This is a genomic window from Streptomyces sp. NPDC047061 (assembly GCF_040643955.1).
Taxonomy (GTDB): Bacteria; Actinomycetota; Actinomycetes; order Streptomycetales; family Streptomycetaceae; genus Streptomyces.
In genome coordinates, this window is the sequence record NZ_JBEYVI010000092.1 from 1 (window position 1) to 11,941 (window position 11,941).

Annotated in this window: 14 protein-coding genes; 6 read left to right on the forward strand and 8 right to left on the reverse strand. The window is 73.2% G+C overall.

Annotation, left to right across the window (positions count from 1 at the left end; translation table 11 throughout):
* Nucleotide 1: 1 nt before the first annotated feature.
* Both ABZ887_RS50245 and ABZ887_RS50250 read right to left on the reverse strand, forming a co-directional pair.
* Nucleotides 2–658, reverse strand: coding sequence for a hypothetical protein (locus tag ABZ887_RS50245; RefSeq protein ID WP_361306292.1), 657 nt, complete (start codon nt 656–658; stop codon nt 2–4).
* A 98-nt stretch (nt 659–756) separates the two neighbouring features.
* Nucleotides 757–1,254 (reverse strand): DUF1877 family protein, encoded by a 498-nt coding sequence (locus tag ABZ887_RS50250; RefSeq protein ID WP_361306294.1) that lies wholly within the window; start codon nt 1,252–1,254, stop codon nt 757–759.
* 235 nt (nt 1,255–1,489) lie between these two features.
* On the opposite strand from ABZ887_RS50250, the gene ABZ887_RS50255 reads away from it, so the two are divergent.
* The 3 genes from ABZ887_RS50255 (at nt 1,490) to ABZ887_RS50265 (ending at nt 3,522) form a co-directional block, all read left to right on the forward strand.
* Nucleotides 1,490–2,122 carry an RNA polymerase sigma factor gene (locus ABZ887_RS50255; protein ID WP_361306296.1) on the forward strand — a complete coding sequence of 211 codons (633 nt, stop codon included), beginning with the start codon at nt 1,490–1,492 and terminating at the stop codon, nt 2,120–2,122.
* Nucleotides 2,123–2,214: 92 nt separating this feature from the next.
* Nucleotides 2,215–3,036 (forward strand): hypothetical protein, encoded by an 822-nt coding sequence (locus ABZ887_RS50260; protein WP_361306298.1) that lies wholly within the window; start codon nt 2,215–2,217, stop codon nt 3,034–3,036.
* Between the two features lie 120 nt (nt 3,037–3,156).
* Nucleotides 3,157–3,522 (forward strand): hypothetical protein, encoded by a 366-nt coding sequence (locus tag ABZ887_RS50265; RefSeq protein WP_361306300.1) that lies wholly within the window; start codon nt 3,157–3,159, stop codon nt 3,520–3,522.
* A gap of 85 nt (nt 3,523–3,607) precedes the next feature.
* Here ABZ887_RS50265 and ABZ887_RS50270 read toward each other — a convergent pair whose 3' ends face one another.
* The 4 genes from ABZ887_RS50270 to ABZ887_RS50285 form a co-directional block, all read right to left on the reverse strand.
* On the reverse strand, nt 3,608–4,192 hold the full coding sequence (locus ABZ887_RS50270; RefSeq protein ID WP_361306302.1) for a TerD family protein: 585 nt from the start codon (nt 4,190–4,192) through the stop codon (nt 3,608–3,610).
* Nucleotides 4,193–4,314: 122 nt separating this feature from the next.
* The gene (locus tag ABZ887_RS50275) at nt 4,315–4,743 is read right to left on the reverse strand and encodes an arsenate reductase ArsC (RefSeq protein WP_361306304.1); all 429 of its coding nucleotides are present in this window, start codon (nt 4,741–4,743) and stop codon (nt 4,315–4,317) included.
* A gap of 24 nt (nt 4,744–4,767) precedes the next feature.
* On the reverse strand, nt 4,768–5,511 hold the full coding sequence (locus ABZ887_RS50280; RefSeq protein WP_361306306.1) for an MIP/aquaporin family protein: 744 nt from the start codon (nt 5,509–5,511) through the stop codon (nt 4,768–4,770).
* Nucleotides 5,508–5,882, reverse strand: coding sequence for a metalloregulator ArsR/SmtB family transcription factor (locus ABZ887_RS50285; protein WP_361306308.1), 375 nt, complete (start codon nt 5,880–5,882; stop codon nt 5,508–5,510). The genes ABZ887_RS50280 and ABZ887_RS50285 overlap by 4 nt, the downstream gene beginning before the upstream one ends.
* Nucleotides 5,883–5,965: 83 nt before the next feature.
* Between ABZ887_RS50285 and arsM the strand changes: the two genes are divergently transcribed.
* Together arsM and ABZ887_RS50295 are read left to right on the forward strand one after the other, a co-directional pair.
* Nucleotides 5,966–6,733 (forward strand): arsenite methyltransferase, encoded by a 768-nt coding sequence (gene arsM / locus ABZ887_RS50290; protein ID WP_361306310.1) that lies wholly within the window; start codon nt 5,966–5,968, stop codon nt 6,731–6,733.
* Between the two features lie 150 nt (nt 6,734–6,883).
* Nucleotides 6,884–8,272 (forward strand): hypothetical protein, encoded by a 1,389-nt coding sequence (locus ABZ887_RS50295; protein ID WP_361306316.1) that lies wholly within the window; start codon nt 6,884–6,886, stop codon nt 8,270–8,272.
* Here ABZ887_RS50295 and ABZ887_RS50300 read toward each other — a convergent pair.
* Nucleotides 8,259–8,849 (reverse strand): TetR/AcrR family transcriptional regulator, encoded by a 591-nt coding sequence (locus ABZ887_RS50300; RefSeq protein WP_361306318.1) that lies wholly within the window; start codon nt 8,847–8,849, stop codon nt 8,259–8,261. The two genes, ABZ887_RS50295 and ABZ887_RS50300, sit on opposite strands and share 14 nt — an antisense overlap.
* 22 nt (nt 8,850–8,871) lie before the next feature.
* Nucleotides 8,872–9,708, reverse strand: a complete 837-nt coding sequence (locus tag ABZ887_RS50305) for an alpha/beta hydrolase (protein WP_361306312.1) — start codon at nt 9,706–9,708, stop codon at nt 8,872–8,874.
* Nucleotides 9,709–9,865: 157 nt separating this feature from the next.
* Between ABZ887_RS50305 and ABZ887_RS50310 the strand changes: the two genes are divergently transcribed.
* Nucleotides 9,866–11,791, forward strand: coding sequence for an N-acetylmuramoyl-L-alanine amidase (locus ABZ887_RS50310; RefSeq protein WP_361306314.1), 1,926 nt, complete (start codon nt 9,866–9,868; stop codon nt 11,789–11,791).
* The last annotated feature ends 150 nt before the right edge of the window (nt 11,792–11,941 follow it).

Below are 11,941 nucleotides of genomic sequence, written 5' to 3' on the forward strand. Positions count from 1 at the left end.
GTCAGACCGCCTCCCGCCGCTCCGGCGGGGCGGGGGGGTGGGGGTGGGGGGGGCCGCCCCGCCGTGGCGGGCCTGGGGTGCGGCCGGCCGGCCGCGACGCCGCCGGAAGGGAGTTCCCGTCCGCCGCGCCGGAGTCCGCGCTCCCCGTCGTACGGCCCGTACCGGAGGGAGAGCCGGGGGCGGTCGCGCGAGGCTCGGCCGGGTGCGTGGCCTCCGGCAGCGGGACGAACGGAGCGCTGAGGGTGGGGCCGCCCAGCAAGGTGCTGACCAGCAGGGCGACATAGACGCCGGCGGGGATCACCAGCAGCCGCGCGGCCCGCCGGACGCGGCGCTGGCGGCGCCCCGAGGCGTCCACGAAGACGGGCCGTGCCGGATCTCGCTCGGGCGCGTCCGGTGCCGGTGCGGGAGGCCCGGGAGCGTCGTGGTCCGTCGGCAGCACGGTGATCACCGCACCGTGCGGAGAGTCCCGCTCGGCCGTGGAGAACTGGCCGGGCCCGGCGACGAGCAGGGGCGCACCGGCGGCCCGGGGCTCCGCCTCGGCCACGGCCGTGTCGGCGGTGGCACCAGCGGTGCCCTCGTGGCCGTGGGCATGCCCGTACCCGGCACCGCGGGACGGCTCCCCGCCGTGTGCTCCGCCGCTGTCGCCCGTCCACCGCACGAGTCCTGCCCCTCTCCATGCCGACCGACATGGTCGTCCGCATGGAGAGAGCGCGACGGGCCGAAACTGTTACACCGCCCGCCCCGGGCCGCCGCTCCTCACGCCTTGGAACGCCACTTCACCACCGCGTCCCCGCACTCGGCCGTGTACGCGTAGAACGCCCGCAGCTCCCGGTGCGTCGTGGCGAAGGCACACCAGGTCTCGGGCTCCGCGCCCACGCCGCCGTAGCGGGGCAGCAGTCCGTCCCGGGCCGAGTCCCACAGGGCGTCGAAGTCGGTCCGCTCCAGGAATCCGGCCACCCGCCGGGCCTGGGCCGCCGTGAGCACCAGCAACGGCGGCTTGCGCCGGTCGGTGCGGAGCACGGGGCGACCACCGAGCACCACCTGGGCCTGGGGCCGGTCCCCGGGACCGTCCGGCGGCGCGCCGGTGTAGATGCGTTCCTGGTCCAGGCAGCACTCGTCCAGCACCTCCTCGTGGCACCGGCCGACCCGGTGCCGGACGGTCTCCGCGTCGCTCGCGAAGAGCCGTTCCAGCCATGCCGGACTGTTGCGCAGTGCCGGGGCCGGCACCGCCCGCAGATGGAGGTAGGCGCTCATGACAGAGGGAGCGCACGAGGGCGCCGAACCATCACGCGGCCGCGTCGGCGGCGGTGGCCGCCACGGCCTGTGCGGTGCCGGGCACGGGTACCTGCTGCGCTGTTGCGGCGGAGGCGTCCTGTGGCGTTGTGACGTTTCTGTGAGCTCGCGCGCTGGTCACCATGGGGCCGTCGTTGCGACCGGAGCACGGCGGACGACGTGGACTCGGCTGTGAACGGTGCGAACGAGGGCGATCTTGGGCCAGGTACGGCAACCCCGGCGCGTGCAGGAGTACGACGGGGAACTGGGCGCGGCGGTCGCGCGAGCCCAGGACGGCGACGAGGCCGCCTTCGCGGTCGCCTACCGGATCGTGCAGCCCGGCCTGCTCGGCTACCTGCGCGGCATCGTCGGCGACGAGGCGGAGGACGTGGCGTCCGACGCCTGGCTGGAGATAGCCCGCGACCTCGGGCGGTTCAAGGGCGACGGCGCCGGCTTCCGCGGCTGGACCGCGACCATCGCCCGGCACCGGGCGCTGGACCACCTGCGTCGCCGGCGCGTGCGGCCCCAGGCCGGCGGCACCGACCAGGACGTCCTGGAGCTGGCCGGCCCGTACAACACTCATGAGCAGGCCCTGGAGTCCCTCTCCACCGAGCGGGCCCTGGAGCTGATCCGCGGGCTGCCGCGGGACCAGGCCGAGGCGGTGCTCCTGCGGGTCGTGGTCGGTCTGGACGGCCCCACCGCCGCGCGCGCCCTGGGCAAGCGGCCGGGCGCGGTGCGCACGGCCGCCCACCGCGGCCTGAAACGTCTCGCCCGTCAGCTGGGCATCGGCGACGAGGCGGAGGAAGGTGTGACGGATGTGGCTCCCCGTGCGCTGGGGGAGTCGACATGAACGACAACCGCGACGGGATCGACAGGCAGGCGCCGGACCCGGGACAGCGGACGAATCGAAGCGATCGCGATCGGACAGGAACGGAAGCGGACATGGGCGAACGGCTGGGCGGTGACGGGGTACGAGGCCGTCGACGTGTGCAGCCCGGCGGTGCCCTGTCCGGCCTCCGGGACACGGGTGACGAGGCCGCGATGACGGACACTGCGGTGGAGGGCGCCGCGCTGGACGACGCCGCGCTGGACGACGGCGCGCTGGAAACGGCATTGGCCGCCGCCGTTCGTGCGGCCGATCTCGGGTCCCGGGGCGAGCAGCAGGCCGTGGCCGCGTTCCGGGCCGCCCGCGCCGAGGGCGCGCACCGTGCACGTACCCGGCGCCGGGACGACTGGCGGCCGGCGGCGGACCGGCGGGCCCGGCGCCCGGCGAAACTGACGTTCGGCGTGGTCTTCGCCAGCCTTGCCCTCGGGGGCGTCGCCGTCGCGGCCATCGGTTCCGCGGGCTCCTCCACGGAGGGTGCCGGCCATGGCCGGGGAACGACGAACCCCGCGGTGGCCGCCCCGAACCGGCCGGGCGACGCGGCCTCGGCACCGTCCTCCGGCAGTCCCCGGCCGACGGACCGGCCTGCCACCGCCCAGGACACCGAAGCCCACTGCCGTGCCTACGCGCAGGTCCAGGGGCATGGCAAGGCGCTCGGCGCGACGGCCTGGCGGCGGCTGGTCGCGGCAGCAGGCGGTGCGGACAAGGTCGCCGCCTTCTGCGCCGAGCAACTGGCAGCGGAGACGGCCAAGCCGAGCCACTCGACGGGCGCGGGCAAGTCCGGCGAGGGGGCCGCGAACTCCGCCAACGGCACCGCGGGCAACACCGGCGCCTCCGCCGACAGCAAGGCGAACGGCGGACAGGGCAACGGCAAGAAGTAGCCCGCCTCCCCTCCGGTGACCAACCTGTTGCCGGGCGTCCCGGAACCGCGGCCGGCGCCGGGACTTCCCCGGAGGAGCCGCCTATGCTGACGTTCGGCAGCACAGGGGGAGGGGCAGCCGATGGACTGGTTCTGGTGGGTTCTCATCGTCTTCTGGACGGGTGGTTTCGCCTGGGTCGCCGACAACGTCCGTACCGCACTGCGCAATCGGCATGAACGGAAAGTGCAGCTGCTGGAGGCGGCGAAGGAGGAGCGGCTGGCCGTCGAGGCCGCGAACAGGCCACCGGAGGCGGTCTGCGGATGCGGTCACCACCTCGCCAAGCACGACAAGCAGGGCCGGTGCCACGAGCGCGTCGAGGTGCCGACGGCCTGGGACGAGAACAAGAAGCCGCTGCGGTACGAGGCCGCCCAGTGCAACTGCCAGCAGTACGTGGGACCGCAGCCCCTGTCACAGGTGTTCGCGGAGGACCTGACGGACCGGATCTGACCGGGGCAGCGGCTCGGTCACGGCCACCGAGCCGCCGACCGGCCGACCGGATCCGACGTCACCTCCGCCGGGCCTCGGGGACGTCTTACTTGCTGACGGCGAAGCGCATCAGGGCGTGTTCGTCGCCCTGCTTGATCTTTCCCGTCAGGTTGATCACCTCCAGCTTCCAGCTTCCGCCGACCCGTACCGCCTTGGCCACGGCGCAGCCGTTGTCCTGGCTGAGCAGGCTCGGCCATATGTCGGCGACCTGCTGGGAGCTGCCCCCGGTGGCGTCGTAGACCTTGAAGCTGATGTTGCGCGCCTTCTGGAAGGAACTGCCCTTCTTGTAGGCGGCGGCTATGAACACGATCGACGTGACGTTGGGCGGGATCCGGGCGAACTCGACGGTCACCGTCTCGTCGTCGCCGTCCCCGCGCCCGGACTGGTTGTCGCCGCTGTGGACCAGGGAGCCGTTCCCCATCGGGTCGAGGGAGTCGAGGCCCGCGAGGCGTACCGGCTCCCCGCCCTGCATGGCGATGGCGATGAGGTCGAGGTCCGTGCCGGACTTGCGGCGCAGGACGCCCATCACTCCGCCGCTGCTGCCGGCGGTGGGATCCCAGGACACCCCGATGGACAGGTGGGTCACTCCGTCCAGGTCCGCGGGGCCGTCTTCCTTGGTGAGCGTGATCATGTGTGGCGCATCCTTGTGTCGGAGTGTCGGGGAACTACAACACGCAGAGTGTGCACGGCGCCTCCGCGGTTCCAGGTGCCGGGTCCATGAACACGGGTTTCTGCCGTGGGCAGGGGTTCCCGTCAGGCGCCGGTCGGCACGCCGAGGTCGGTGAGCAGGCCGCGGACGCGGGTCTCGATCTCGTCGCGGATGGGGCGTACGGCGTCGACGCCCTGCCCGGCCGGGTCGTCCAGCTTCCAGTCCAGGTAGGTCCTGCCCGGGAAGACGGGGCAGGTGTCGCCGCACCCCATCGTGATCACCACGTCCGACGCCCGGACGGCCTCCGTGGTGAGGATCTTCGGGGTCTCGGCGGAGACGTCGATGCCCACCTCGTCCATCGCCTCGACGACGGCGGGGTTGACCGCGTCCGCGGGGGCCGAGCCGGCCGAGCGGACCTCCACCGCGTCTCCGGCGAGATGCGTGAGGAAGGCGGCGGCCATCTGGGAGCGGCCCGCGTTGTGGACGCAGACGAAGAGGACGGAGGGCCGGCCGGCGGCGGGAGCGCGGGACATGGCGGTGGCTTCCTGTGCGGTGGGTCAGGGGAGGGTGGGGGCGGCGAGTCCGGGTTCGCCGTGCACCGACGGCGTGCCGGGCCGGGCGGGGGCCGGGCGGCCGAAGAGCGCTGCCACGAGCGTCAGCCCGAGCGCGGCGCCGACCAGCTGTGCTGCGACGAACGGGGCGACCGAGTCGGGCGCGATGCCGGCGAAGGTGTCCGTGAAGGCACGGCCGATCGTGACCGCCGGGTTCGCGAACGACGTCGAGGACGTGAACCAGTACGCGGCGCCGATGTACGACGCCACTGCCACCGGGGCGAGAGCGGCACGGCCGGCGCGGGACAGCCCGAAGACCAGCAGGACCAGGCCGGCGGTGGCGACGACCTCGCCCAGCAGCAGGTGCCCGGCCGAGCGGTCGTGGGTGGACCACCGGACCGCCGGTTCACCGAACATGGCGTCGGCCAGGACCGCACCCGCGATCGCTCCCGTGATCTGGGCGGGGATGTAGGCCGCCAGGTCGCGTGCGGTCGGTCCGTCGTCGGTGCGGCGGCCGTCGATCCAGGCCGCGAGGGTGACGGCGGGATTGAAGTGGGCCCCGGAGACCGGTCCGAGCAGCGCGATGAGCACGCCCAGGCCGAAGACGGTGGCCAGCGAGTTGGCGAGCAGTTGCACGCCGACGTCCCGGGTGAGCCCGGTGGCCTGGATGCCCGAGCCGACCACCACGGCGACCAGCGCCGCCGAGCCGACGGCCTCGGCCAGGGCGCGGCGCGGCAGGGAGGCGCTCACGCGGGTGCTTCCGCGGTCATCGGCGTGCTCAGGAACACGGCGAGCCGGTCGAGAGCCTTCGGCAGCACCCAGTAGTAGACCCAGGTACCGCGCCGCTCGCAGTCGATGAGCCCGGCCTGCCGCAGCAGCTTGAGGTGGTGGGAGATCGTCGGCTGGGACAGGTCGAAGGCCGGGGTCAGCTCGCACACGCACATCTCGCCGCCGTCCCCGCGCGAGGCGATCATCGAGAGCAGGCGGAGCCGGACCGGATCGCCGAGGGCCTTGAACACCTTCGCCAGCTCGGCCGCCCGTTCCTCGTCCAGCGGCGAGTCGGTCGGCCCCGGGCAGCAGTCCGTGTCCTGGCCCAGCACCTCGAGCTCTTGTTTCGACATACGTCTATGTTGACGTTCCTCGATCCAAGGCGCAAGGTTGAATCGAAGAACATCAATACAGAACGGCGATGAGGAGTGACGCCATGAGCGAGCAGTCCACCGAGCTGCGCGAAACGGTCCGGCAGCGGTATGCCGCCGCAGCCGTGCAGGTCGCCGAGGGCGGCGCCGCCTGTTGCGGGCCCGGGCCGGTCGAGGTCGACGAGCACTTCGGCTCCGCTCTCTACACCGCCGACGACCGCGAGGTCCTGCCCGCCGAGGCGGTCGCCGCGTCCCTCGGCTGCGGCAACCCCACCGCCGTGGCCGAACTCCGCGCGGGCGAACGGGTCCTGGACCTCGGCTCCGGCGGCGGCATCGACGTCCTGCTCTCCGCCCGTCGCGTCGGCCCCACCGGCAAGGTGTACGGCCTGGACATGACCGAGGAGATGCTCGCACTGGCACTGGCCAACGCGGCGAAGGCGGGCGCGACCAACGTCGAGTTCCTCAAGGGCACCATCGAGGCGATCCCGCTCCCCGCGAACACCGTCGACGTGGTCATCTCCAACTGCGTGATCAACCTGTCCGTCGACAAGCCCGCCGTCTTCGCCGAGACCTTCCGCGTCCTGCGGCCCGGCGGCCGGATCGGCGTCTCGGACGTCGTCGCCGACGACACCCTCACCCCCGGACAGCGCGCGGAACGCGGCGACTACGTCGGGTGCATCGCCGGCGCCCTGTCCTTCACCGAGTACCGCGAGGGCCTGGAGGCGGCCGGCTTCACGGACGTCGAGATCACCCCGACGCACCCGGTCGCCGACGGCATGCACTCGGCCGTGGTCCGCGCGGTCAAGCCCACCGGGCTTCCTCCCGCGCGGTGACCGAGGCGCCCGCCCGCGCGGGCGCGCTCAACTCCCTTTGATTCCGCTGCATTTAGGTACGGCGCCCCCATACGATCCCCTCGCCGTCCGTACACCAGTGCGCGTAAGGGCACCGGATACGGGCATCCAAACGGGAGGGACCACTTGACCATGTCCTTCGGCGCGCCCGTGCGTGCCGTCCTCGCCATCCTGGGAACCCTCGGCCTGTCCGTGGCCGCCGCCGTGTCGCCCGCGAGCGCGGCCGGGGGAACCCCCACCACACCCACCCAGCTCTTCAACGGCTACCGGAACTGCTCGACCGACGCGGACCGGCCCACGTACCTGCCGTCCCGTGGCAACGTTGTCGTCGAGGGCATCCCCGGGACCGCCGACACCACCGACAGCTCCCCGCTCACCGCCCGGTACCAGGTCTGGCCGGTCGGCGACCCGGCGCGGACCGAGACGGTCACCCACGACCGCGCCGTCCCCGGGCGCGAGGCCACCGCCATCCTGCCCGGCGACCTGCTCGCCGACGGGCAGACCTACGCGTGGCGGGCGCAGACGGTGGCCGGGGACGCGGCCTCGGACTGGTCCGCCACCTGTTACGTCACGATCGACGACACCGTCCCGGCGAACGCGCCCGCCGTCTCCTCCCCGAACTACCCGCCGGACCGGTGGAACCAGGGCGGCGACCCGGTCACGATCAGGTTGAACGCCGGCGGCGCCGACGACGTCGCCGGGTTCCAGTACTCCTGGACAGGGTCGCTGGAGACCATCGTCCTCGCGGACATCGGCGACCAGGGCATCCCGCGGCCCCGCGACCCGTACGCGGACCCGGACCACTTCGCGCGCACCGACGCCCCCGGCGGTTCGGCCACGGTCGACCTGATCCCGCCGTACGGCGGTGCCGTGACCCTGTGGGTGCGCAGCCTCGACCGGGCCTACAACCCGTCGGAGACCACCAGTTACCGGTTCTACGTCAGTCCCACGCCGCCCACCGTCACCCCGGCGGACCCGGCACCCGGGTTCGGCGACACGACCACGTTCACGCTCCGGCCCGACGCCGCGCTCCAGGCGAGGAGCCCGGTCGTCAGTTACTCCGTGCACACGTCCGGCGGTTCGGACGGTGACCGGACCTTCGAGGTCGCGGCGGCGGCCGACGGCACGGCGACGACGCAGCTCACGCTCGACGGCGTCACCGGCGAACAGCTCGACGTGACCAGCAGGAGCGCGGACGGCTGGGTCAGTGACCCGGCGTCGTGGGGCATCGACTACGACACGACTCCCACCGTCGCCTCCGAGGCCTACCCCGAGAACGGTTCCGGCGGCGGTGCGGGCGTCCCGGGCACCTTCACGTTCACACCGAAGGTGAAGGGTGTCGTGAGCTACACGTACTCCTTCAACACGGAACCGGAGGTCACGGTCGCCGCGGGAGCCGACGGCGGTGCGAGCATCGACTGGACCCCGGCCTCGGCCGGCTCGTACGACCTGCAGGTCCACGCGACGACCCGCTCCGGCATCCAACTGACCACGTACGACTACTCGTTCACCGTGGACTGAACCCGCGACCGGCGACCCGTGACCCGTCTGCGGACCGTCCGCCCGACATGGCGCGCAGGCCCCGGTCGGCGAAGGTGATCAGCCACTCGAAGCTCTCGTCGATGTCGGCGCTCCACCGGAAGCCGTCGTCCGCCTGAAGCGTCGCGAAGCCGTGCCAGAGGCTGCGGAGCATGCGCAGGGCGTGGTCCACGTCGGACTCGGGGAGCGGGTAGCCGCGCAGGACCGCCGTGAACGCGCCGAGCAGCCGCTGCTCCGCGGTGGCCGGTGGATCGTCCGGTCCGAAGGGTTCCATGCCGATCGTCGCGGCGTACCGGCCGGGATGGGCGAGGACGAAGGCGCGGAAGGCGCGTGCCGCGGCCGTCAGGGCGTCGCGGCCCGCGTGCCCGTGGACCGCTCCGCCGACGGCGTCCGCGGCCTCGTTCAACGCCAGTGCCGCGATACGCCGGTTGAGGTCCTGCTGGCTGCCCACGTGCTTGTACAGGGACGGGGTCCGCACGCCCACCCGTTCGGCCAGCAGGCCCATCGTCAGGCAGTCGAAGCCCACCTCGTCGGCGAGGGCGGCACCGGCCGCGACCACGGCCGCCGGGTCCAGACCGGCCCTAGGCACGCGCGGGGGCCGAGCGGAGGAAGCCGAGCACGAGCGAGACCACCTGGTCGGGGAACTGGTCGTGCGGGTAGTGCCCGGCCCCCTCGATCATCTCCAGGGTGCCGAGGCCGGACGGCAGGGCCTCGACGACCGCGCTCCCTTCGGCATGCGGGTCGGCCCAGTCGGGGTCGAGCGTGCCCATCACGACCAGCACCGGGCAGCGGACGTCGCCGAGCCGCTCGCCGGCGTCGGTCGGGGTGGTGCGCCCCATGCCCTGCAGGGCCTTCATCCGGCCCGGCTCGCGCAGCAGGGCGTCGATGCGGCCGAGCCGCTCGGCCCAGTGGGCCGGCTTCACGCCGGGGTAGGCGACGTCGAGGTACGAACGCCAGAGCCGCACGCTGCCGAACGCGCCCGCGCCGAGCAGGCGCAGCATGCCCCGCCGGAAGCGCCCGACCCGCAGGTCGCCGAGGCGGATCGACTGCTTGCGGGTGAACGGCGCCAGCTCGACGACCGCGGTGATCAGCGAGGGCTCCAGGGCCGCGGCGACGGTGGCGGCGCCGCCGGAGATCGAGTGGCCGACGAGCACGGCCGGGCCGCCCAGGTGGCGGACCACGGCGAGCAGGTCGCCGGCGATGGCGGTGCGGCTCCAGGCCGGCCAGTCGGCACCGGACTCGCCGCAGCCGCGCAGGTCGACCGCGGCGACCCGGTAGCCCGCCGCCACCAGCTGCGGGACCACGGCACGGTAGGCGGCGCGGCTGTCGCCCATCCCGTGCGCGAGAACGATCAGCGGGCCGGACCCCGCCACCTCGTAAGCGATCGTGCCGCCGTCGACGGCGAGGAACTCGGGCATGACATCCTCCAGTGTGGCTAACGTTGTTAGCTAGAAGCTAACCCTGTTAGCCAACCCTGTCAATGCCGAAACCGCCTCCCGGGCGCTCTCGAACGGAACCGCATGTCCGTTCCCTCTGTCCTCACTTCACGGCGATGTCGACGAAGAACGGATCAGCATGACCTTGCAGAGACGGAAGTCCGGGCGGCGGCTGGTGCCCGCCGTCGCCGGAACCGCCGTGGCGGCCGGGGTGTTGGCACTCCTGCCGTCCGGAGCGCAGGCGCAGCCCGGCACCCCCCGACCGTCAGGCGCACAGGCCGACTTCACGGCCGCGGCCGTCAAGTACGACGTCCCCGTGGGCGTGCTCATGGGCGTCACCCGCGAGGAGTCCGGCTGGCAGTCCCACCCGGGCTACAGCGACAAGGGCGGCTACGGCCTCGGCAACCTCACCGACGTGACGACGGGCATGCTTGTCGACGGTGCGGCCGGCGCCGGTGGCCGTGCGGACCTGTCCGAGCTGGTGAACCGGCCCGGCATGCACACCCTGCGGACGGCGTCGAAGCTGACCGGCATACCCGCGTCCCGGCTGAAGACCGACGCCGGGGCCAACCTGGAGGGCACCGCCGCCCTGCTGGCGTCCTATCAGAAGACCCTCACCGGTGGCCTGTCGGAGAACCCGTCCGACTGGACCGCGGCCGTCGCCCGGTACAGCAGGCTCACGGACGAGAAGGCCGCCACCGGGTACGTCGACGACGTCTTCGGGACCATCGCGTCGGGCGCCGAGCAGAAGACCGCCGACGGAACGCTGCGCCTGGCCGCGGACGAGGACGCCGAACCCGAGCTGTCCCAGCTGGACCAGCTCGACCTGAAGAGCGCGGCCGCCACGGCCACCACCGGCGCCGAGTGCCCGTCCACCATGAACTGCACGTACGCGCCGGTCGCCGTCACGGGCAGCAACGGCCAGGTGTCCAACAGGCCCGCGAACGGCATCCAGATCGACCGGATCGTCCTGCACACCGCCGAGGGCTCCTTCGCCTCCGCGCTGGCGACCCTGTCGGCCACCGGCGCGACCGCGTCCGCCCACTACCTGATGGACACGGACGGCAGCACCACGCAGCTGATGCCGGTCGAGGACATCGCGTACGCCGTCGGCAACTACCACTACAACCTGCACTCGGTCTCGATCGAGCACGCGGGCTTCACCGCGCAGGGCGCGCAGTGGTACACCGACGCCACCTACCGGCAGACCGCGGAGCTGGTCTCCTACCTCGCCCAGCAGTACGGCGTGCCGCTGGACCGGCAGCACGTCCTGGGCCATGACAACGTTCCCGGCTCGCTCGACTCGAACCTCGCCAAGCAGCACTGGGACCCGGGCACGGCCTGGGACTGGAACCGCTTCATGAAGCTGCTCGGCGCGCCCACCGACACGGGCCGGCACGGGGTCGGCGAGGTCGGCTCGGTGGTGACCATCGCTCCGCGCTTCGAGAAGAACATCCAGTCCTACACGGTCTGCCCGGCCGACGACCCGACCGGCGCGACGACGGCCTGCGGCGAGGTCGCCCAGCCGTCGAACTCGCTGTTCGTGCGTCAGGCCCCCGACGCCGACGCGCCGTTGCTCCTCGACCCCGACGTGCACCCGGCCCTGACGGCGGGCACGGACGGGATCAGCGACTGGAGCGACCGGGTCCAGGCCGGCCAGCAGTTCGTGGTGGCCGACCGCCAGGGCGACTGGACCGCGATCTGGTACGACGGCCAGGAGGGCTGGATCCACAACCCGTGCGGCCGGAACACCGTCCCGACCACGGGCGTGACGGTCATCAAGGCCGTGGGCCCCGACGCCGCGCCGCTCTACGGCCAGGCCTACCCGGCGGCCTCCGAGTACCCCGCCGGCCTGTCGCCGTCCCGGCAGGTCGCGCTCACCGCGCCCGGCTACCGGATCCCGGTCGGCCAGGCCTACGTCGTGGACCAGCCGGCCGCGCAGGCCGACGACTTCTTCACCTCGGGCGCCGTGGTGAAGGGTGCGGTGAAGTACTACCAGGCCCAGTTCAACAACCGGACCATCTACGTGAACGCGGCCGACGTGACGGCCACCGAGGCCGACTGATCCCGGACCCCGCACGCGGGAGAACCCGGACCCCGAGACGTGGGCGGGGGGGCCCCGCGGCGGGGGCGGGCGGGGAGGGGTGGGGGTGGGGGGGCGGGTGGGGGTGCGTGGGGGGGTGGGGGTGGGGGTGGGGGGCGGGGGGGGGGGACG